16 protein-coding genes are annotated in these 20,557 nt (G+C 69.7%); 1 reads left to right on the plus strand and 15 read right to left on the minus strand.

Translation table 11 applies throughout. The features are described from left to right. The first annotated feature begins 63 nt into the window (after positions 1–63). Positions 64–528: an NUDIX pyrophosphatase gene (locus tag ACIBX3_RS14995; RefSeq protein ID WP_397117038.1), complete on the plus strand. Its 465-nt coding sequence runs from the start codon at positions 64–66 to the stop codon at positions 526–528. Here the strand turns inward: ACIBX3_RS14995 and ACIBX3_RS15000 are convergent. The 15 genes from ACIBX3_RS15000 to ACIBX3_RS15070 form a co-directional block, all read right to left on the minus strand. Next, a complete protein-coding gene (locus tag ACIBX3_RS15000) occupies positions 507–1,799 on the minus strand; it encodes a glycoside hydrolase family 28 protein (protein ID WP_397117039.1) in 1,293 nt (430 codons plus the stop codon). The two genes, ACIBX3_RS14995 and ACIBX3_RS15000, sit on opposite strands and share 22 nt — an antisense overlap. Continuing rightward, positions 1,796–3,829 (minus strand): hypothetical protein, encoded by a 2,034-nt coding sequence (locus ACIBX3_RS15005; RefSeq protein ID WP_397117040.1) that lies wholly within the window; start codon positions 3,827–3,829, stop codon positions 1,796–1,798. Before ACIBX3_RS15005 ends, ACIBX3_RS15000 begins: the two co-directional genes overlap by 4 nt. Next, entirely contained in the window at positions 3,826–4,827 is a 1,002-nt protein-coding gene (locus ACIBX3_RS15010; RefSeq protein WP_397117041.1) for a DUF5605 domain-containing protein, read from the minus strand. The genes ACIBX3_RS15005 and ACIBX3_RS15010 overlap by 4 nt, the downstream gene beginning before the upstream one ends. Then, a complete protein-coding gene (locus tag ACIBX3_RS15015) occupies positions 4,827–6,218 on the minus strand; it encodes a DUF5060 domain-containing protein (protein WP_397117042.1) in 1,392 nt (463 codons plus the stop codon). Before ACIBX3_RS15015 ends, ACIBX3_RS15010 begins: the two co-directional genes overlap by 1 nt. After that, on the minus strand, positions 6,215–7,639 hold the full coding sequence (locus ACIBX3_RS15020) for an ABC transporter substrate-binding protein (RefSeq protein ID WP_397117043.1): 1,425 nt from the start codon (positions 7,637–7,639) through the stop codon (positions 6,215–6,217). Before ACIBX3_RS15020 ends, ACIBX3_RS15015 begins: the two co-directional genes overlap by 4 nt. Further along, complete coding sequence (locus ACIBX3_RS15025) at positions 7,636–8,811, minus strand: exo-alpha-sialidase (RefSeq protein WP_397117044.1); 1,176 nt, start codon at positions 8,809–8,811, stop codon at positions 7,636–7,638. Before ACIBX3_RS15025 ends, ACIBX3_RS15020 begins: the two co-directional genes overlap by 4 nt. After that, a complete protein-coding gene (locus ACIBX3_RS15030; protein ID WP_397117045.1) occupies positions 8,808–9,875 on the minus strand; it encodes an exo-alpha-sialidase in 1,068 nt (355 codons plus the stop codon). The genes ACIBX3_RS15025 and ACIBX3_RS15030 overlap by 4 nt, the downstream gene beginning before the upstream one ends. Then, positions 9,872–10,912, minus strand: a complete 1,041-nt coding sequence (locus tag ACIBX3_RS15035; RefSeq protein ID WP_397117046.1) for an ABC transporter ATP-binding protein — start codon at positions 10,910–10,912, stop codon at positions 9,872–9,874. The genes ACIBX3_RS15030 and ACIBX3_RS15035 overlap by 4 nt, the downstream gene beginning before the upstream one ends. Then, positions 10,909–11,937 carry an ABC transporter ATP-binding protein gene (locus tag ACIBX3_RS15040; RefSeq protein WP_397117047.1) on the minus strand — a complete coding sequence of 343 codons (1,029 nt, stop codon included), beginning with the start codon at positions 11,935–11,937 and terminating at the stop codon, positions 10,909–10,911. The genes ACIBX3_RS15035 and ACIBX3_RS15040 overlap by 4 nt, the downstream gene beginning before the upstream one ends. Further along, positions 11,912–13,123, minus strand: a complete 1,212-nt coding sequence (locus tag ACIBX3_RS15045; protein WP_397117048.1) for an ABC transporter permease — start codon at positions 13,121–13,123, stop codon at positions 11,912–11,914. The genes ACIBX3_RS15040 and ACIBX3_RS15045 overlap by 26 nt, the downstream gene beginning before the upstream one ends. A gap of 6 nt (positions 13,124–13,129) precedes the next feature. Further along, complete coding sequence (locus ACIBX3_RS15050; RefSeq protein WP_397117049.1) at positions 13,130–14,128, minus strand: ABC transporter permease; 999 nt, start codon at positions 14,126–14,128, stop codon at positions 13,130–13,132. 2 nt (positions 14,129–14,130) lie between these two features. Continuing rightward, the gene (locus ACIBX3_RS15055; RefSeq protein WP_397117050.1) at positions 14,131–16,107 is read right to left on the minus strand and encodes an ABC transporter substrate-binding protein; all 1,977 of its coding nucleotides are present in this window, start codon (positions 16,105–16,107) and stop codon (positions 14,131–14,133) included. 20 nt (positions 16,108–16,127) lie between these two features. Next, entirely contained in the window at positions 16,128–18,431 is a 2,304-nt protein-coding gene (locus ACIBX3_RS15060) for an Ig-like domain-containing protein (protein WP_397117051.1), read from the minus strand. A 209-nt stretch (positions 18,432–18,640) separates the two neighbouring features. After that, a complete protein-coding gene (locus tag ACIBX3_RS15065; RefSeq protein WP_397117052.1) occupies positions 18,641–19,642 on the minus strand; it encodes a sugar-binding transcriptional regulator in 1,002 nt (333 codons plus the stop codon). Then, the gene (locus ACIBX3_RS15070) at positions 19,632–20,549 is read right to left on the minus strand and encodes a nucleoside hydrolase (protein ID WP_397117053.1); all 918 of its coding nucleotides are present in this window, start codon (positions 20,547–20,549) and stop codon (positions 19,632–19,634) included. The genes ACIBX3_RS15065 and ACIBX3_RS15070 overlap by 11 nt, the downstream gene beginning before the upstream one ends. Between the last annotated feature and the right edge of the window lie 8 nt (positions 20,550–20,557).

Here is a 20,557-nt window from a genome sequence, read left to right on the forward strand (position 1 = left end):
CCGATTCGACACTCGCCCAGAAGTTTTTTCAAGATTTTTTACGCCGCTCAAGATGGGATTCCCATGCGTCAGCCGCTCACCGTTCTGGTCTTCCTCTACCGCGTCACGGCGGGTTCGCCCGAGTACGCCGTCTTCCAGCGGGCCGACGACGGGAACTGGCAGAGCGTGAGCGGTGGTGTGGAGGAAGGCGAAGACCTCGTGACGGCGGCCCGGCGCGAGACCGCCGAGGAGACCGGCTTACGCGACCTGGGCCCGCTCTGCAAACTCGACATGGTGAGTGGGGTGGAGAAAGCCGGATTCCGGACGAGCCCGTACTGGGACGAGGATCTCTACATCGTGCCCAAGCACTTCTTCGCCGCGGACGTCACCAACGCCGCCTCCGAGATCGCGCTGTCGAGCGAGCACCGTGACATGCGCTGGCTCGGGTACGAGGCGGCTCACGGAACCCTGCGGTACGACGACGACAGAACGGCGCTGTGGGAGCTCGACCAGCGCATCATCCGCGATCATCTGCCCCCGGTCACCTGATTCACCGTGACACCCGTAACCGAGAAGCCCTCGACGTCGCTCACCACGTTGGCCCGCGCCACCTGGGCGAATGAGCTGTCTCTGATCGTGATGTCGCGCAGAGGCCGGTCGGGGTATCCGCGCAGCAGGTACGCGCTCCGCGTCCGGTCGCTGCGGACTCCCGCCACGTGGATGTTGCGGATCATCGGACTCTCGTTGCCCGTGTGGCCGTCGCCGTGGTAGAGGTCGATCGAGATCGCCTCCTTGGTCAGTTCGCTGATCTCGACGTCCTTGACGAAGACGTTCTCCACGAAGCCGCCACGCACCGAGTTCGTCTTGATGTAGAGCCCGAAATACAACCCTGGCCCGCCCCAGCGGCAGCGGCGGACGAACACGTTGCGGATCCCCCCGGTCGTGTCCGTCCCGATCGCGACCGACCCGTACCGGTAACGCATCTCGCAGTCCTCGATCAGCACGTCCTCGCACGGCACCCCGACCCGCCGCCCGTCGGGCCCGCGCCCCGCCTTGATGGCGATGCAGTCGTCGCCCACGTCGAACACACACCCCGAGATCACCACCGACCGGCACGACTCCGGGTCGCAGCCGTCGTTGTTCGGCCCGCGCGAGTGAATGGACACGTTCTTGATCAGGACGTTCTCGCAACGCACTGGGTGGATCTCCCACATGGGGGAGCGGACGATCCTGACGCCCTCGATGAGCACGTTGCGGCACAGGTACGGCTGGATCATGTTCGGCCGCAGGTAGTGGCCCGCTCCGAACACCCGCTCCTCGACCGGCACGCCATCCGAGGCCATGCGCTGCAGATCCGCCCAGTCCCCGGCCTCGTGCGGCATGCCCGGCTCCCAGCCGAACTCCGGCGTGCCCACCCACCACCACCAGTGTTCCAGCCCCGCGCCACCGTCCAGCGTCCCGTTCCCGGTGATCGCGATGTTCTCCTGGCCGTAGGCGTAAATGAACGGCGAGTAGTTGTAGCACTCGATGGCCGAGAAGCGGGTGTACACGGCCGGCAGGTAGTCGGCGGGGTCGGTGCTGAACAAGATTCGCGCGCCCGCCTCCACGTGCAGGTCCACGTTGCTGAGCAGGTGAATGGCACCGGAAGGATGCGTACCCTGGGACACCCGGACGTGCCCGCCACCCGCCTCGTGGCATGCCTCGATCGCCGCCTGGATGGAATCGAACTCGGTCGCGTCGAACCACCGGTCGGGAAACTTGGGCGGCCGCACCCTGGCACGGATCTCATCCGCGTATTGCCAAGCCTCTTCCTCGGTCATGACACCCTCCTCATGCGCAGCGCGTGGTAGAGGGGGAGCGCGATCACCCAGGACGGGTTCCACGTGTTGGCCTCGCCGGTGCGCTGCCAGTTGGTCTGGAAGAATCCCTCGCCCTGCTCGCCCGGGGTCTCAAAGCCCCAGTCGCCGGGCTCCCGGCAGATGCCCTGCCCCATGGCGTGCAAGATCGTCTCGGCCTCCCGCACATAGCGCGCCCTGCCGGTCATCGAGCCGAATTCCGCCAGCTCGGAAGTCGGGAAGAACACGTCGAGATGGTGGTTCTGCACGCTCACCGCCGGCCAGCCGCGTGCCTTGAATCCGCGCCGCCCGAACGTGCTTCCCTGATCGAACTTGGGCGACCACGTGTACACGAACGTCAGCAGCCAGTCCGCCGCCACCTCCGCCCACCCCGCGTACAACTCCCGCCCGGTGAGCCGGTACAGCTCGAAGGCGACCAGGAAGAAGTACATCCCGGCCTCCTTGTCCTCCCCGGAGGCGTCCAGGGTGGCGTGCGCGAAGGGCCGCTCGAACGTGGCCGCGTGCAGCCGGTGGTAGCGGGCCAGCACCTCCTCGGCCCGCCGCAGCCACACCCGCTCCCCGCTCAGCCGGTACGCGCCCAGCATGGCCTGAACGCACACGATCCCGGCCGCGGTGACCAGCGGCGAGAACGGGGTCCCGTCCGTCGTCCACCCGAGCGGGACGACGCCCTCCGGCAGCCGGGTACGCCAGAAGAACGTGGCGGCGTCCTCCACCGCCTCCTCCCACGCGGCCGGCACCGGCAGGCCCGCGTCCTTGAAACGCAGCACGATGCCGGCCAGGTCGGCGATCGTCTCGCCGTGGGCGCGGCTGGAGACGAAGCCGGCGCCGTCCTTGCGGAACGGCTGCCACGAGTCGTCGTCGAGCAGGTAGCGGCCATGGCGCAGGCCCGGTGTCCGGGTCCGGCTGCCCTCGACGTAGAAGCCGGCGGCGCGGCGGGCCCGTTCCGCGCGGCCCAGCAGGGCGTCGCACAGCGCGAGTTTGAGGCACTGGCCCGTCCAGCCGTACAGGTACGAGCGGGGACGGCCGTGCCGGGTGCCCTGGTAGGCCAGGTAGCCGTCGCCGGTCCAGCGGGCGTCCATGGCGTTGGTCTTGAGCCGGATGACGGCGTCCCGGGACAGCGGGCGGGCGCCGGGGTCGTGGTAGAGCTTCGGGGCCGTGCGGACGAGGGTCCTGAAGCCGTGGCCGCGCGGCTCGACCTGGCCCCAGTCGAGGGTGTGGCGGGTGGTGATCGTCTCGCCGGGGGCGAGGTCCCGGTAGCCGACCGGCCGGTTCGCCACCTCCGCCTTGCTCACGTAGCAGACGTCCGGCTCGCCGTCGAACATGATCACGCCGGTCATGGCGGCGACCGTGAGGCCGCTCGGTGATCGCACCACTCCCAGAGAGCCGTACGGGGGCGTGGGGTGGGCGAACACGCTGACGTAGCGGTCGTCCCAGGCGGCGTTGACGGCCGGGATGGGCAGGCGGTGCTCCTCGCACACGAATCCGCCACCGTTGATGCGCGGGACCGGGCGACCGGGGTCGGATGACGGGTTGCCGTTGTAGAGGACGCCGGGCATGGTCACGTGCGGCTCAGCGCAGAGGAGGGGAAGGAGGAGCCCGGCCGCCACGTCCGTGACGTCGTGGCCGGTGTCGTTGCGCCAGGTGGTGGTGACGGCGAACAGCCCGTCACCGGTGAAGGCCAGCTCCAGGCACGCGCTCAGCGGTCCCGCGTCCGCCGTCACCACGACGGTCCCGCCCGTCCCGTGCACCTGGACGGAGCCGGGCAGCGCGGACGCGATGCGCCATGGGCGGCCGGCGGAGGCGGTGAGCAGGCCGTGCAGCGGCGTACGCAGGTGCGGGCCCTCCGTGTCGCGGCGGCGCAGGCACAGCTCGGGACCGTCCGCGCCCAGCACGACCTCGGCCAGCTTCCCGCCCGGCTCGGCGAGCGCGGCCACGACGCCCGCCCCGGACGCCGTCGCCACGTCGCTGCGGCCGGGCGGTGGGGTGCGGGTCATGGGCGCCGCCGCAATCGGATGGCCTGGCCGGTCGTCCCGGGCAGCGGGACCTCGATGGTCCCGCCCTCCCGGATCCCGAGCGACGTCACCGTCATCTCCCACGTGTCGACCACCTCGACCTCGTACCGTCCCGGAGGCACGTCGTACTCCCGCCGCGGAAAGCGGTGCTCCCCGCAGAACTCCAGGCAGAACTCGCCCGGGACCTCCAGCATCGGCGCGTCCCTGTCGAGGTGTCGCGCCTCCTCCGGGGTCTCGGCCAGGAACCGCCGCAGGAGCGCCAGCCGGGGGACGGCCGCGCCCACCAGCGTGCCCCCGCCCTCCGACCAGGTCAGCCCCTCCTCGTCCACGTACGACTCCCCGTGCGTCACGTACCGCCGGCGTACGAGCCCGTCCCACGCCTGGGCCACGACCTCCTCGGCGGTCAGGCTCAGCCACGGGTCCTCCGCGTCGCCCTCGTATCCGCACATGTCCATCAAGACCGGCTTGTGGTGGTCCCGCGTCCGCACCCACGCGTCACGCGGGCTGGGCGCGCGGACGCTCCCGTGCGTGAACGAGCGCCGCCACAGCAGCGGCGAACCGGCCGGAACGGTGATCGACAAAGGGTGGTGGCCGGGGTCCTCCTCGGCCACGAGGTCGGCCAGCCGCACCCAGTCATGCTCGGAAATGTCGGGAAAATCCGATGGATCGGCCGTCAGCGACCACCACACGTTCGCGTGCGCGGCCAGCCTCGGGACCACCTCCCCCAGGTAACGGGCCGCCGCCTCCACGTCCGCGAGGCCGTCGCCGGGATGCAACAGCACCACCTCGGCGGTCACCCCGATCCCGGCCAGCTCCGCCACCCGCTCCTCCAGCGAGTCGAGCGAGCACCGGCCGGCGAACGCCGCCATCCTGACCCGGTCGAACGGCGACGCCTCCAGCGTGGCGAGCGTCCGCGCGCGCCGCTTCTCGCCCTGCAGGTGCCAGCCGAGCGCCGTGGTCGCCAGAGAGTTGAAGATCATCATGTCCTCGTCATCCGCAGCGCCAGGTACGGCCGCCGCGGCAGCCCCACCCGCACCCGATCCCGATGCACCCCGTCCACCGGGGTGATCGTCATGTTCCACGTGTCGATCAGTTCGACCTCGTACGCGCCGTCCGGCGGCAGCTCGAGCGTGACCCCGGCCGGTTGCCGCCGTCCCAGGTACCGCAGGAGGGTCCCGTCGCGGCGCTCCTCCATGATCGAGCGCAGGAACGCGATCCTGGCCGGGCTCTCCCCGAGCAACGTGCCGCCGTTGCCGACCCACGGCCGGCCGGGGCCGCCGGTCAGCACCTCGCCGTGGCCGGCGTACCCGCCGCGCACCATGCCCTCCCAGAACCGGTCCACCAGCTCGGGCCCGCTGATGTTGCCCCACCGCTTCCCGGCGTCCCCCTCGTACGAGATCTCGTCGATCACCACCGGCTTCGGGCAGGCCCGCAGCCAGGCGCCGGTCAGCGTGGCGTCCCAGTGCTGGATGCTCTGGTGCGTCACCCAGGGCTTGGTGAAGTCGTACAGCGAGGCGACCTCGTACATGCGCGTGCCGTTGTGGATGGACCGCAGGTGCTCGTACGGGTCCAGCCGCACGATCGTGCGCAGGATGTCGTCCCAGTCGGCGACGGTCTTGGCGTGGTTGAAGTCCCACTCGTTGGCGGCCGACCACCACACGTTGCGGTAGCCGGCCAGCCGGGCGATGACGTACCGCAGGTAGGCGTGGTCCGTCTCCCGGCCCATGTCCTCCACTCCGCGCAGGCCGAAGTCGTACGGGTGGAAGAGGATCACGTCCGCCTCGACGCCGATGTCCCGCAGGTCGCGGATCCGGGCCTCCAGGTGGCGGAAGAAGACCGGGTTGAACCGGGTCTTGTCCAGCCCGCCGGGGTCGGTCCCGGCGAACGGCACCTCCGGCGGCGTCATCTTCCCGGTCGGCAGCACGCACATGCGGACCTTGTTGAACGGCGAGGCGGCGAGCGTGCGCAGCGTCTCCCGCTCGCGCTCCTCGTCCATGTCGTGTGTCCAGTGGTAGCAGGTCGTCCCGAACGGCAGGTACGGCGTCCCGTCGGCGTAGGCGAAGCCGGTCCCCACGGCCCGCACGGGACCGTGGTTCCCCGCGCCCGCCGGGGTCGCCTCGAAGCCGCCCGCGAGCCCGTCCAGCGACGGAACATTGCTCACGGTCGTGAACCGCCACGGACCCACCGCGTCCGGCATGAACCGGACGCGGTAGACACCGTCCCCGTCGTAGAAGCCCTCCGCCTCCACGACGCGGTTGCGGTACTGGTACCGGGCCGACAGGCACACCTCCGCGAAGGGGTTGCCCTCGGACGGCCCGGCCAGCGTGATCTCGTGGACGCCCCAGCGCTCCACGGACGGGGGGTGGATCACCAGTCCTTCCCGGCCGCGGCCTGCGCCTTGATGTAGGCGGGGATGTCCTGCTGCTCGGCCACGGTCAGCGACTGCACCGGCGTCATGCCGTCGCGCAGCACGTGCTGCCGGAACACCTGCCACAGCGGCAGGTCCCAGTACTCGGTGTTCTGGTAGTTCGTCACCGTGGCGTTCTCACCCCAGTACACCGCCGAGGTGTCGATCTTGGCCAGCTCGGGCACGGCCTTGCCGAAGCTCGACACGACGCCCGGCGTCTGCAGGACCGCCTTGATGCCCTGCCTGGACAGCTCGGTCTGGCCCTCCTCGGACACCAGCCACTTCACGATCTGCAGCGCCTGCTCCTTCTTGGCCGATCCCGGCGGGATGAACGCGGCCCGCAGGTTCGGCTGGTAGACGGCCTTCGAGCCGGACTTGAGCACCGGCACCGCCGAGACGCCGATGTCGACGCTCTTGCCCCACTCGGCGAAGTCCTGCTCGTCGCCGTCCTCGATGAACAGCTCGCGGCCCGCGTACATGTTGAGCCTGGACAGCGTCTCGACCGCCATGGCCAGGTGGCCGGGGCGGCTCATGTCGCCCTTGAAGAAGTCGTTCACGGTGGTGAACTCGTTGCGCGGGATCGTCAGGAACCGGTACAGGCTCTCCACCTGCTGCTTCCAGCCGTCGCCGGTGATGCTCACCTTGACGTCCTCGGGCTTGGGCTCCTCGCCCGTCGTCGGCTGGAACGGGTACAGCCCGAGCTGGTTGAACTCCAGGTACTGGTCGGGGTGCTGCATGTAGCCCTTGTAGTGGTCCAGGCCGTCGTCCCTGGTCAGCCGCTTGGCCAGCCGGTACGCCTCGTCGTACGTCATCCCCGGCTTCGGGTGCGGCGTCCGGAACTTGTCGAAGATCTTCTTGTTGAAGAGCAGCAGGTGTTCGTCGATGAACAGCGGCACCGCGTAGATCCCGCCGTCGGACCGTGACTTGACCAGCTCGACCGCCGCCTTGTTCAGCTTGTTCACGTCGATGCCCGCCTGCTGCAACGACGGCGTGAGGTCGCCGACCCAGCCCATCGGCTCCAGGTCGCGGTCGATGCGGGTGCGCGGGTCCTCGATGATGAGGTCGGGGACGACGCCGGCCTTCTTGAGGTCCTCGTAGCGGATCGGCAGGTCCCACGTCGCGTACTTGATCTTGACGTTGGGGAACGCGGCCCGCAGCTTGTTGCCGATGACCTCGTCGAAGACCCGGCCGCCCTGCCGGTTCTCGTCGACGGTGCCCTCGAACGGCTTGTAGTTGGCGGCGAAGACGAACAGTTCGTCGTCGCAGACGCTGAACGGCTTGTTGTACTTGTTCGGGATGTCGGTGCACGCGGCCGCGGAGGCGTCGGCGGGGACGGTGATCACGGTGGCGGCGAGCGCGAGCAGCGCGAGGGCCTTGCCGGTCATGAAGCCTCCTTGGCGGGCGCATAACTGCACTGGCGCACGACATTCCGCCGGACGCCGTTCTTGAATTCGGTGATGGTGTGCTCCGGGTAATTCGACAAAAGGCCTACAGAGTCACGGAGATATTGCTCGTTGAAGACGACGTGCCGGATGTTGTTGCGGTTGTAGGAATAGACCATGTGGACGAAGCCGTCCCTGGTCTGGGTCAGCAGCGGGTAGGTGAACTGCGGCCCCGACTGCGCTTCCACGTCGACCGTGTTCTCCCACGTGCGGCCCTTGTCGGGCGACAGTGACAGCCGCATGGGGGAGCGGTGCTCGACCCACGGGTTGTAGGCCAGCACCAGCTTGCCGCTGTCCAGCTTGAGCGCGGCGACGCGCGAGTTCGGGTTGCCGATGGGCTCGGCCACGGGCGCGCTCCAGGTGCGGGCGAAGTCCTTCGACTCGCTCCGGTGGATCGCGCCGTCGCCGGTGCGCATGTAGGCGATCAGCCGCCCCGGCTCGACCTCCACGACCGTCGGCTGGATCGAGCCCTTCGGCGTGCGGATCCAGCTCCCGTGCTCCTCGGGATAGGCCTTCCACGAGCTCATGTCCGGGCTGAAGACGTAGAAGCCGGAGCTGAAGGCGTCCTCGTCGTAGATCGGCAGCAGCACCTCGCCGTTGGACATGCGGATGGCGTTGGTACCGGTCATCCACCCCCATTCCTCACGGATCCAGGAAGGGGCGCTCCAGGTGCGGCCGCTGTCGTCGCTGGTGACCAGCCGGATGCCGGCCTGCTCCCACCCGTGCCCCATGATCGTCACGAAGAACAGGTAGAGGCGCTTGCCGTCCGACCACAGGATCGGATTGCCGTCGGCCTTGCCCGCCTCGTCGAACACCACCTCGGGCTTGGACCAGGTCCGCTTGCCGGCGGCCAGGCGCGACAGGTAGAGCGCCTGGTCCGCGGAGCCCTCGTTGGTGCCGCCGTAGTAGACGGTCAGCAGGTCGCCGTTCGGCGCCTGTCCCAGCGAGGCGGAGTGCACCCTGCGCACGGCGGGGTCGGGGGCGGCCACGTCCTGGCGGCAGGCGTACGAGCCGGTGGGCTGCACCGCCACGTCGCTGCTTTCCGTGGAAAGGTACGGCACCGCTCCCACGGCGACTGCGAGCGCGCCGTACAAAAGGCTCTGCCGGAATTTCATCGCGTGCCAATCTCCAGATATTTGATGGTTTTCCGCAGGTAGGAAAAGGCGACGTGCACCCGGCCGTCGCCGCCGTCGATGACGCTCGGATAGGAATAGCCGAGCTCGTTCTGCCGGTACTCGCGGTCGGCGTCCTGCAGGACCCGCCGGTACGGCCAGCTCGCGCCGCCGTCGTCCGACACCGCGAGCACGAGCGGGGTGCGCAGCGCCTTCCTGCGCCGCTCCCCGTTCTTGGTCACCCATCGGAACTGGTCGTGCTCCAGGCTCGCGTCGTTGTAGACGAGCGCGAGCCGTCCGTCCCCGAGCCTCGTGAGCTGGACGGAGGAGTCGTTGTTCGGCAGGACGGTCCGCTCCGGCGGGGTCCATGAGCGGCCGTCGGCCGAGGTCGAAGCGTGGATCCGGCCCGCCCGCCGGTCCCTGTACAGCGCCAGCAGGCTCCCGTCCGGGCGCTCCGCGATCGTCATCTGCACCAGGTCGGCGCTGCCGGGGACCGGATGCTCCTTCCACGTGCGCCCGCCGTCCTCGGTGACCTTGACGGCGCTGCGGTCGCCGGAGGCCCCGCAGTGGTAGGCGGGCAGCAGCCACGTCCCGTCGCCGAGGATCAGCGGCGGGTGCCGGACGAAGATCCCGGGCTCGGCGAACAGCACGCGCGGCGCGCTCCACGAACGCCCCCCGTCGTCCGAGGTCCTGGCAACGACGTGCGCCGTCGCCTGGTCGTACGGCTCGCTGGAGGTGTGCAGCAGCCAGATCCGCCCGTCGCCGTCGTCGAACAGCACCGGGTTCTGCTCGCTGCGGTCCGGGTCGGCGGCGATCAGCCCGGGCGGCTCCCAGCGGCCGCCGGTCAGCCGGGCGAGCACGACGTTCGTGCCCGGATGGCCCTCCTGCGGGCCGCTGAACCACACGCACAGCAGGTCGCCGCCGGGCGTGCGCAGCAGGTTGGCCGCGTGGTTGTCCGGCCCGTGCGGTGCGGGGAGCAGCGCCTCGCGCGCGCCGGGCAACACGGCGGAGGCCCGTACGATGCCGTCGAACCGCGGATCGCTGTGTTCGATCGGTCGCTCGTTCATGCGCTCACCTCGCGTACGTCCGGGTCCGCGAGCTCCGGCACGCCGCGCAGCTCCAGCTCCTCCGCGAAATGGCAGGCCACGCTGCGGCCCCCCACCTCGCGCAGCGGCGGCGCGTCCGTGCGGCACACGTCCCGCGCGTACACGCACCGGGGATTGAAGGGGCAGCCGGGCGGCGGATGCGCCGGGTCGGCGATGTCGCCCAGCAGCCTGATCCGCTCGCGGTGCCGCTTGGCCGCGGGATCCGGATCGGGCACTGCCGACAGCAGCGCCTCCGTGTACGGGTGCAGCGGCCGCCCGTACAGCTCCTCGGTCGGTCCCCGCTCGACGACCCGGCCCAGATACATGACCGCGACCACGTCCGCGACGTGCTCGACGATGCTCAGGTCGTGACTCACGAACAGGTAGGCCAGCCCCGACTCCTCCTGCAGGTCGGCCAGCAGGTTGAGGATCTGGGCCCGGACCGACACGTCCAGCGCGCTCACCGCCTCGTCCGCGACCACCAGCCGAGGGTCCAGGGCCAGCGCCCGCGCGATGCCGACCCGCTGCCGCTCGCCGCCGCTGAAGGCGTGCGGGTAGCGGCCGGCGTACTCGGGGCGCAGGCCCACGCGGTCCAGCAGCTCGCCCACGCGCGCGTCGATCTCGTCCCTCGTGCCGCGCTTGTGCGCGCGCATCGGCTCGCCGATGATCTCGCGGAGCGTCTTGCGGGGGTTGAGCGACGAGTGCGGGTCCTGGAAGATCATCCGTACCTGCGCCCGGTACGACTTGAGCTCCTTCTCCTTCAGCGCGGCGACGTCGATCACCGAGCCGTCCGGCCACCGGTAGAGCATGCGGCCGCCGGTCGGGTCGTGCGCCCGCACGATGCACCGCCCGAGCGTGGTCTTGCCGCAGCCGGACTCCCCGACCAGCCCGAGCGTGCTGCCTTCCGCGATCGTCAGATCCACGTGGTCGACCGCCTTCACCGCGCCGATCTGCCGCCCGAGCAGCCCGCTGCGGACGGGGAAGTGCTTGGTGAGGCCCTGGATCTCGAGCAGTGTCATACCTTCTCCTCCCGCTCGTCGTAGAGGAGGCACGAGACCTCGCGCCCGCCCACGGGCCCTCCTCCGGGCCCTTCTATGGGCACCCGGCGCGGCACGACGGTCTCGCACCGCCCGGCCAGGGCGCTGTCGCAGCGCGGATGGAACGTGCACCCGTCCGGCCGCGCGTACGGCGGCGGCACCATGCCCCTGATCGCGGTCAGCCGGGTCCGCGACGCCCGCCCCAGCCGGGGCAGCGACCGCAGCAGCGCCCGCGTGTAGGGATGCTGCGGCGCGCCGAGCACCTGCTCGGCCGGCCCGTACTCGACGACCCGGCCCAGGTACATCACCGCCATGCTGTCGGCCACCTGCGCGGCCACCCCGAGGTCGTGCGTGATCAGCATGATCGCCATGCCGAGGTCCTTCTGGAGGCCGGCCAGCAGGTCGAGGATCTGCGCCTGCGTGGTCACGTCCAGCGCGGTCGTCGGCTCGTCGGCGATCAGCAGGCCCGGCCGGCACGACAGCGCCATCGCGATCATCGCCCGCTGCCGCATCCCGCCGCTCAGCTCGAACGGGTAGGAGTCCACCCGCCGCTGCGGCATGGGGATGCCGACCCGGTCCAGCATCTCGATCGCACGCCGGCGGGCCTCGGCCTTGCCGGCGTTCTCGTGCAGCCGCACCGCCTCCACGATCTGGCCGCCGATCGTGTGGACGAGGCTCAGCGACGCCATCGGCTCCTGGAACACCATCGCGATGTCCTGCCATCGGACCTGCCGCAGCAGCCTGCGGTCGGCGCCGGCCAGCTCGACCGGGCCGTCGCCGCGGTGCAGCGTGATGCGCCCGCCCATGATCCGCCCCGGCGGGTCCACCAGGCGCAGGATCGAGCGGGCCATGACGCTCTTCCCGCAGCCCGACTCGCCGACGATGGCGAGCGTCTCGCCCCTGCGCACCCGCAGGTCCACGCCGTCCACCGCGCGCACGTCGCCGTCGTCGAGCAGGAAGTGGGTACGCAGGTCCTCGATCTCAAGCAGCACGTCGTCTGCGGGCACGCCGAATCCTCCTGTTGCTGTGTTGGATGGTCGCGCTCGCCGGCCGCCCTCCGCGGTTACGCCTGAAGGGCTTCCTTCTCCGGGCTCGGCTCCCTGCTCCATACGGATCGGCGGCGTCTCTCAAACCGTCACCGAAGAAGTTCATGGCCACCACGACGATCACCACCGCCACGCCCGGCGCCAGCATCCAGGGCGCGTTGGCGATCACGCGCACGTTCTGCGCGCCCTCCAGCAGCACGCCCCAGCTCACCGCGGGCGCCTGCAGCCCCAGGCCGAGGAAGCTCAGGCTGGTCTCGCCGAGGATCATGCCGGGGATGGCGAGCGACAGCGAGGCGATGATGTGGCTGGCGAAGGACGGGATCATGTGCCGGAAGATGATCGGCAAGCGGCCCACTCCGTCCAGCCGCGCCGCCGTGACGAAGTCCTCCTCGCGCAGCGACAGGAACCGGCCCCGCACGTCCCTGGCCAGCCCGGTCCACCCGATCAGCGACAGGATCACGGTGATCGCGAAGTACCGCGTCAGCGGTCCCCAGTCCTGCGGCAGCGAGGCCGACAGCGCCATCCACAGCGGCAGCGTCGGGATCGCGATGATGAACTCGATGACCCGCTGGACGACGTTGTCCACGCCGCCCCCGAAGTATCCGGATATGCCGCCTATGAGCATGCCGAGTAAGAAGCTCGCCGCGACCCCGACCAGCCCGATCGACAGCGACACCCGAGCGCCGTGGATCAGCCTGGACAGCAGGTCCCGACCGTTCTGGTCGGAGCCCAGCAGGAAGAACGGCTCGCCCTTCGTGACCGGCCCGATCAGGTGGACGTCGGACGGGATCAGGCCCAGCAGCTTGTACTCGTCGCCGTGCGTGAACAGGCCGACGTCGATGCGCCTGCTCTCGTCCACGGTGTAGCGCTGCTCGTACGTGACGGGGTCGCGCTCGGTGCGGTAGCCGTACACGTACAGGCCGAGATCGCCGGAGTAGCGCGGCACCTGCGGCGGCGCGTACGTCATCGCGGTGTTGGCGGTCGAGCTCGACAGCGGCGCGAAGAACTCGGCGAAGATCGCCACGAAATACACCGGCACCAGGATCGCCACGCCGGCCAGCGCGAGCCGGTGCCGGCGGAACCGCCGCCACACCAGCCGCCACTGCGGCAGCGCCCCTGCTTCCTTGGTCGGTCGCCTGAGCAACATGCGCCGCTACTCTCTCTTGTACCGTTTGCGGATTCGCGGGTCCCACCACGCCAGCGCCATGTCGCTCAGCACGGTCCCGATCACGGTCAGCGCGCTGAGGATCATGATGAAGCTGCCGACCAGGTACATGTCCTGGTTCATGACCCCGCTCAGCAGCAGAGGGCCGCCGGTCGGCAGGCTCATGACGACCGACACGATCGTCTCCCCGCCGATCAGCCCCGGCAGCAGCCAGCCGACGGTGCTGAAGAACGGGCTCAGCGACATCCGCACGGGATACTTCAGCAGCAGCTTCCACTCCGGCAGGCCCTTGGCCCTGGCCGTGTGCACGTAGGGCCGGTAGAGCTCGTCCAGCAGGTTCGCCCGGGTGACGCGGATCATGCCGGCGGTGCCCGACACCCCGATCACGACGATCGGCACCCACAGGTGGCCGAGCAGGTCGAGGACCTTGCCCAGGTTCCAGTCCGCGTCCTGGAACTCGGGGGAGAACAGGCCGCCGACGCTCTGGCCGAAGAAGCGGAACCCGATGTACATCAGGACCAGCGCCAGCATGAACTCCGGGATGGCCATGCCGATGAACCCGAGGAACGAGAACGAGTAGTCGCCCCACGAGTACTGCTTGACCGCGCTGTAGATGCCGATCGGGAACGCGATCGCCCACACCATGAGCAGCGAGCTGACCGACAGCACCGCCGACAGCGCCACCCGTTCGCCGATGAGCGTGGACACCGGCTGGTTCCAGGCGAACGATTGACCGAAATCGCCGTGCAGGACGATCGCGCTGATCCAGCGCCAGTACTGCACGAGGATCGGGTCGTCGAGGCCGTACCGGTTCCTGAGGTTGGCGATCTCCTGCGGGGTGATGCCCTCGCCGCCCGCCTGCGCGTTCGCGACCAGCGTGGAGACGTAGTCGCCGGGCGGCAGGTTGATGATGACGAACGTGACGATCGAGATCGCCCACAGCGTCACCACCACGTAGAGGAGGCGGCGGCCGAAGTATCCCAGCATGGCTACAGGGAGTACTGCTCGGGCTGCGTCGGCCCCGGGTTGGTGGGGGCGCCGGCCATGGAGTCGGGCACGTTCTTGAAGCTGTTGGAGACGACGCCGTACTCGTCAGGGTGCGAGCTGATCCCGATGGCGTAGAACTGCTCCTTCGAGATCTCCACGACCTGCTTGGCGTAGCCGAGGGCCTTGGCGAAGTCGGGCTCGGTCCGCATCCTGGTGAACAGGTCGAGCTGCTCGCGGACCTCCTCGGGCGGCTCGTCGCCGCTCTTGCGCTGGCTGCCGTACCACTGCGCCCAGCGGATGGCGTAGCGGGCGCTGCCGGAGTTGCTCGGCACGTAGTAGTGGTCGCCGCCGGTGCCGGTGATGAGGTCGAAGTCGCTGCAGGTGTAGGTCGAGGCCTGGGGCTGGTTCGCCATCGAGCGTTCGGTGAACAGCGTCCCCGCCACCGGGTCCACCCGCAGCCCGACCCCGACCGCCTCCCAGGCCTTCTTCACGAACTCCAGCGCCTGCACGTGGTGCGGGAACTCGGTGCTGGCCATGATGGTGATCACCAGGGGCTTGCCGCCGGGGCCGAGGCGCATGCCGTCGCCGTCCTTCTCGGTCAGCCCGGCCTTGTCCAGGTGCTCGTTCGCCTTGGCGGCGTCGAACTCGGTGTACTGCTTGGCGAACGCCTCGTCGTAGACCGCGTTGCGCTTGGAGGGCGCGGCCTGCCACGGCTCGCCCTGGCCGGCGTACACGCCGTCGATGATCTCCTTGCGGTTGATCGCGTACGACAGCCCGATCCTGAAGTCCTTCTTGCGGAACAGCTCGCGCAGCTTCTCGTCCGTGTGCGTCTGGTTGAACTGGATGATCATCGTGTTGCTGAGCCGGCTCGGCACGTCGAACAGCCGGTACTTGCCCTTGGCCGCGTTCTGGGCGACCAGCGGCTTGTTCTCCGGCGTGTTGAAGTTCCGCAGCTGCAGGCCGATCTCGCCGTTCATGATCTTCAGCAGCTCGACCTCGACGTCCCCGAGGATCTCCGCCCGGAACCGGTCGAAGTACGGGAGCTGCCGGCCCTGCTGGTCCACCTTCCAGTAGTACGGGTTGCGCTCGGCCACCAGCGCCGTGCCGCTGCCGATCGCGTTGGTCACCTTCCAGGCGTGCAGCGTGGGCTGGTCGGCGTTGTGCCACGGGTCCTGCTTGAGCATGAACAGCTGCACCCAGTCCTCCAGCTGCTGCTCCTTCGCCAGCTTGTCCGCGTCCGGGTTGTACTTCTTGTGGAACTGCTTGAGGTAGTGCTTGGGCAGCAGGAACCCGATCGGGCCCGGCCGCTCGAACGTCGCGACCGCGATCTGGAAGAGGAAACCGGCCTTCGGCTCCTTGTAGACGTAGCGCACGGTCCGCTCGTCGAGCTTCTCGACCTTGACCCGCTCCGTGGTGCTGCCGTTCTCCAGGTAGAGGTCGTAGATGCCGGTCGTGTGCAGATCGTGGTAGGTGGCGACGTCCTCGAAGGCGAACATCAGGTCGTCGGCGGTGCACGGCCGGCCGTCGGACCACTTCAGGCCCTCGCGCAGGCGGAAGACGTACTCGCGGCCGCCGCCCTTGACCTCGAACTCGGCCACGTTGGCCACGATGTCGTCCGGGCCCTTCTGGCCGTTGGTGCCGGGCTTCAGCCTGACCAGCGGCTCGTAGCCGAGGGTGTTGGTCAGCCAGTCGAGGTCGTCCTCGCCGACCATGGCCGAGGCCCAGGTGCCGCCGTACTTGCCGGGGCCCTGGAGCGGGGTGACGACCAGCGGGTTCTTCGGCAGACGCTGCGCCAGCGGCGGCAGCTTGCCGCTCTTGACCAGCTCGGCCAGCGCGGGCGCCTCCTTGGCCGACAGGTCCGCCGCCTGCGCGGCGCCGCCCGTGCTGGGCCGGGTGTCGAAGAAGCCGCAGCCTGACGCCAAGAGGAGAAGACCTCCGCCGGCGAGCAGATTCCTCCTCGTCACGGGTTGCTGTGTCATGCGTCGTGCTCCGTTCCGGTCTAACGATTGACCTTGACCTGGCTGAACGTGGCCGTGGTGTAGTGGTGGACGGCGTTCGCCTCCTGGTTCCCGTCCACGGCCAGGCCGATGTAGAAGCGGCCGGTCCGCATCGCGATGCGCTCGTAGCCGATACGCGTCCACGCCTGCGCGTCGGCCGACAGGAACGCCTCGAACTCGGTGTCGCCGCCGCTCGGCAGGCTCCGGCAGACCAGGCGCAGCCAGTACTGCTTGTCCGCGGCCAGCGGGTCGTCCGACGTCCCGGGGTAGATGCCGAAGGCGGCCTGCGCACCCACGGAGGCGGCTCTGGTGGCCCTGCCGCGCAAGCCGTCCTCGGCCCAGCCGAGCCCGGCCAGCATGAACGGCGAGCTGGGCACGAGATCCTGCCGCACCATCAGCCCGGCGACCGCGTCCACGTGGGCCCGGCTGATCGCGTCGACTCGGGCGATGATCTCGATGACCTCGCCGCGCTTGGCGAACCCGGCGGCCTGGTAGGCGAAGTGGAAGGAGTCCCTCCACCCGATGATCTTCCCGGATCCCTTGAGCGTGATCGTCCCGCCGGTGATCGCCGTGTGCCCGGGGATGGGCACGTTCCCGATGTCCTGCGCCCGCCACGGAGCGACGCCGCCGGTGCCCCGGTTGACGTGGACGGGCACGATCGAGGACGTGGTCGCCGATCCGGTGCCGTCGGTGGCCCGCGCTGTGAGGAAGTGGGACCCGTCGCGGGCATCCGCCCAGGTCACCTGGTACGGCGCCGCCGTCGCCTCGCCGATCTTCGTGTCCCCGTGGAAGAACTCGACCTTGGCGATGCCCGCCCCGTCGAGCGCTTTGGCGGCGGCCTGGACCGTCACACTCTGGTCGCCCTTGATCACCTGGTCGGGCTTGGGCTGGATGATCGCGACCTCGGGGTTGCGGCTGCCGGCCCGCCGGATGGAGTTGAGATACCGCTCGAGATGGGTGTAGCCGTCCGGGCCCACGGCATTCCGGTCGTCCGCGTTCTCAGGGTCGAGTCCCTGCGCCCGCTCCCACTCGTCCGGCATGCCGTCGTAATCGCTGTCGGCCGGCGCGGGGCCGGAGGGTAAGGGCACCCACCCTCCCACGTCCCGCTGCGAGTTGATCGCCCGCCCGGTGCCGGTCCGCGCCTCCTTGATCAGCCGGGCGTCGATCGGGTCCCGGCGCGGGAGGACGGCGCCGGCCTGCTCCAGCACCGCCGCGTACGCCTGCGCCGGTGTCTGCTGCGCGACGCCGTGCTCCAGCTCCGCCGGCCTGGGCAGCAGCGTGATCCCGCCCGCCGGGTACGTGATGCCGCGCGTGTTGTCCCTGGTGACGTCGGGATGCCCCTCGATGTGGTTGCCGCTGACGTGCCACTGGCCGAACCGTCCTGGCGCGACGATGACCGGAGCGATCTCGCTGAGAGTGTCGGGGCCGGGCTTGTAGTAGTTGCCCATGATGTTGACGCCGTTGGCCCACTCGCCCCCGTAGCACGACGTGATCCCGTAGTTGTAGATCACGTTGTTGCGATGGTCGACCACCATGTCCATGCCCTCGGTGAAGCTGAAGCGGGGGTTGCGGGCGGTCTGGTGGATCAGCAGGTTGTGGTGGTACGTGACGTTGTCGCCGCCCCACAGGCCGCCCATGCCGTGGCGGCCCTTGGGGTGGACCGAGTTCGTCAGGCCCTCGGCGATGACGCACCACTGGACGGTCACGTTCGTGACGCCGTAGACCGAGAAGCACTCGTCCACGCCCCAGCTGATCGAGCAGTGGTCGATGATGACGTCCCGCACGCCGCGGGCGGTGAACGTGTCGATGGGGGTGCCCAGCTCGTCGCCGCCGCGGAAGCGCAGGTAGCGGACGATGATGTTGTTCCCGGCGATCTTCGTCTCGTTGCCGTTGACGCTGATGCCGTGGCCGGGCGCGGTCTGGCCGGCGATCGTGAGGTTGGACCCGGTGATGTCGAGGCCGCCCTTGAGGTGGATGTTGCCCGAGACCCGGAAGACGATCGTCCCGTCCGACTTCGCCACGGCCTCCCGGAGTGAGCCGGGGCCGGAGTCGTCGAGGGTCGTCACCTCGTAGACGGCGCCGCCCCGGCCGCCGGTGACGTACATGCCGGCGCCCTCGGCTCCGGGGAACGCGGGGATCCGCTTGTCCGGGGCCGCCTGGACGTCCTTGCTCCCGGCCTCCCCGGAGGTGCCGGCCGCCGTCATTCCGCCCCAGGCCACGGTGGGCGTGACCATGGCCGCCGAGCGCACGAAATCACGGCGGCTGAATTCCGGTTGCTGGCGATCGAAGCCAAGGGCCTCGCTCATGCGAAACGCTCTCTTTCCGCCTGTAAATAGGCAGGGCTGTGCCATTGATCGGCACGACTCCGGACCATGCTGTCGTCTGTGAGAATTTTTATTCAGCCATGAATGGAATGGATTCATCACATCGTGAACGACACAGTTGTGCCTGTCAAGAGAACTTTCTCGCCGAGACAGATCCACGGGTAAACCCCGCTCCGCGGCGGAGGAAAGGGTCAGTCCTTGAGGAGTTCCTCGGCCACGCCCACGTCCGTGACGAGGGTGTTCACCCACCCACCCCGCAACGCCGCCCGGATCGCCGCCGTCTTCCTCCGCCCGCCCGCGATCGCGATCCGCCGCGGCACCCGGAGCAGGCCGGCGGCCGGGATGCCGAGGACGCGCTCCTCCAGCGGCGAGTCGACCAGCCGGCCGTCGGCGTCGAAGAAACGCAGGCACACATCGCCCACCGCGCCCAGCTCCCGCAGGGTCTCCAGGTCCTCCTCGGAGATGGCGTTGCCGCTGTCACGCAGCAGCGGGGACGGGTCGAGGCTGCCGATGCCGACCAGCACCGTGGTCAGCCGCGACCACGCGTCCACGACCTGGCGTACCACGTGGTCGTCCGAGAGCGCCTGGCGGGCGGCGGCGGAGCCGACGAGGCCCGGGGCGGGCAGGAAGACCGGTTCGGCGCCGGTGAGGTCGGCCAGGTGGGCGGCCAGCCGGGTGGCCTGGACCTGGGCGGATCCCTTGCCCACGCCACCGATGAGCTGGACGACCTCCTCGGCCACGCCGACCGGCCGGCGCTGCATCGCCTCGACGGTGGCCAGCAGGCTGGCGCTCCACGACGAGATGCCCAGGTGCTCGCCGCCGATCAGGGTGGCGTCCAGGTACGTCGCCCCCGCCGAGCCCAGCGCCGCCACCACGTCGTGGTTGCCGCCCGCGGCGTCGACCACGATGATCTGCTCCACGCCGTACTTGTGCTCGAGATCCTCCTCCAGCAGCGCGTGCACGCCGCTGGGCACCACGACCACGGTGCGGACGATGCCGATCTCCGCGGCCTCCTTGAGCAGCCGCGACACCCGGGGCTGCGAGATGCGCAGCTGGGCGGCGATCTGCGGCTGGCGTACGCCGTGCTCGTGGTAGAGGCGGGCGACCCGCACCAGGAGCCGCATGCGCTCGGACTCCTGGCTGAGCCGGCGACCTCCGAACCGGCCCCTCTCGAACTGACTGTCAGTTCCCACGATCGCCATGAGCCGGGCCGGCGAAGGCGTGCAGCTTCGCGAAGAAGTCCTCGTGGATGAAGCGCGCGTCGATCGAGTCGTATGTGCGGATGGGCCGGTTCGCACCGGAGAAGTCGTGGGTGCCGTCGTACCGGAAGTTCGGCGCCGGCCGCTCCACCCAGGTGCCGCAGTCGGGATGGAGCAGCAGCCCGACGGCGGGGGAGTCGCCCAGCACGCGGAACTCGATCGAGCCGCCGTGCTGCCGCTCGTTCCACTCCACGAGCTGGCGTACGAGGTAGTCGCCGATCTCGCCGCACGGCGCGACCTTGGCGTCGAGCTCGGCGTAGCCGACGGCCATCATCCGGTACGTCGGCGCCGGGATCTGCCAGACCCGCACCCCGGAGGAGAACACGACGTTGGCCGCGACGATGTCGTTGGACAGGTTGAACTCGGGCCGCCCCGGCGTCCCGCCGCGCCCGTCGTACCCGCCTCCGCCGATCCAGATCACGGTCACGTCCCGCTCCGCGATGCGCGGCTCCAGCAGCAACGCCGAGGCCATGTCGGTGAGCGGGCCGAGGAAGGCCACGGAGAGCGGCTCGGCCACGTCGCGCATGGCCTCCGAGATGATCAGTTCCACTCCGGCGGCCGGCACGGGGGAGGCGGCGTCGGGCAGCGCGTACGGCGCGCCGTCCTCGACCCGGACCTGCCCCTCCAGCTTCATCAGCCGCAGCAGCAGGTCGATTTCCGCCCGGCTCTCCTCCATGCTCGTACGGGTCCGCCGGTTCCCGAAATGCGCGGCCACCAGACCGCGAATGTCCAGGCTCGGGGAAAGGAGCGCGTGAACGAGGGCGAATTGGTCGTCCGCCTCGTTTTTCGCGTCCGAATTGATGATCGCTCTGCGGCGATGGGAAAAAGACCTGTCAGCCATGCGCGTCC

Origin of the sequence: Nonomuraea sp. NPDC049480 (genome assembly GCF_044465905.1) — a bacterium.
Taxonomy (GTDB): domain Bacteria; phylum Actinomycetota; class Actinomycetes; order Streptosporangiales; family Streptosporangiaceae; genus Nonomuraea.

Excerpts from the sequence above, each read along its gene's own strand:
- ACIBX3_RS15000 (WP_397117039.1), bottom strand. The coding sequence starts at position 1,799 with ATGACCGAGGAAGAGGCTTGGCAATACGCGGATGAGATCCGTGCCAGG.
- ACIBX3_RS15060 (WP_397117051.1), bottom strand. The coding sequence starts at position 18,431 with ATGAGCGAGGCCCTTGGCTTCGATCGCCAGCAACCGGAATTCAGCCGC.
- ACIBX3_RS15035 (WP_397117046.1), bottom strand. The coding sequence starts at position 10,912 with ATGACACTGCTCGAGATCCAGGGCCTCACCAAGCACTTCCCCGTCCGC.
- ACIBX3_RS15050 (WP_397117049.1), bottom strand. The coding sequence starts at position 14,128 with ATGCTGGGATACTTCGGCCGCCGCCTCCTCTACGTGGTGGTGACGCTG.
- ACIBX3_RS15030 (WP_397117045.1), bottom strand. The coding sequence starts at position 9,875 with ATGAACGAGCGACCGATCGAACACAGCGATCCGCGGTTCGACGGCATC.
- ACIBX3_RS14995 (WP_397117038.1), top strand. The coding sequence starts at position 64 with ATGCGTCAGCCGCTCACCGTTCTGGTCTTCCTCTACCGCGTCACGGCG.
- ACIBX3_RS15005 (WP_397117040.1), bottom strand. The coding sequence starts at position 3,829 with ATGACCCGCACCCCACCGCCCGGCCGCAGCGACGTGGCGACGGCGTCC.
- ACIBX3_RS15055 (WP_397117050.1), bottom strand. The coding sequence starts at position 16,107 with ATGACACAGCAACCCGTGACGAGGAGGAATCTGCTCGCCGGCGGAGGT.
- ACIBX3_RS15010 (WP_397117041.1), bottom strand. The coding sequence starts at position 4,827 with ATGATCTTCAACTCTCTGGCGACCACGGCGCTCGGCTGGCACCTGCAG.
- ACIBX3_RS15020 (WP_397117043.1), bottom strand. The coding sequence starts at position 7,639 with ATGACCGGCAAGGCCCTCGCGCTGCTCGCGCTCGCCGCCACCGTGATC.
- ACIBX3_RS15045 (WP_397117048.1), bottom strand. The coding sequence starts at position 13,123 with ATGTTGCTCAGGCGACCGACCAAGGAAGCAGGGGCGCTGCCGCAGTGG.
- ACIBX3_RS15070 (WP_397117053.1), bottom strand. The coding sequence starts at position 20,549 with ATGGCTGACAGGTCTTTTTCCCATCGCCGCAGAGCGATCATCAATTCG.
- ACIBX3_RS15025 (WP_397117044.1), bottom strand. The coding sequence starts at position 8,811 with ATGAAATTCCGGCAGAGCCTTTTGTACGGCGCGCTCGCAGTCGCCGTG.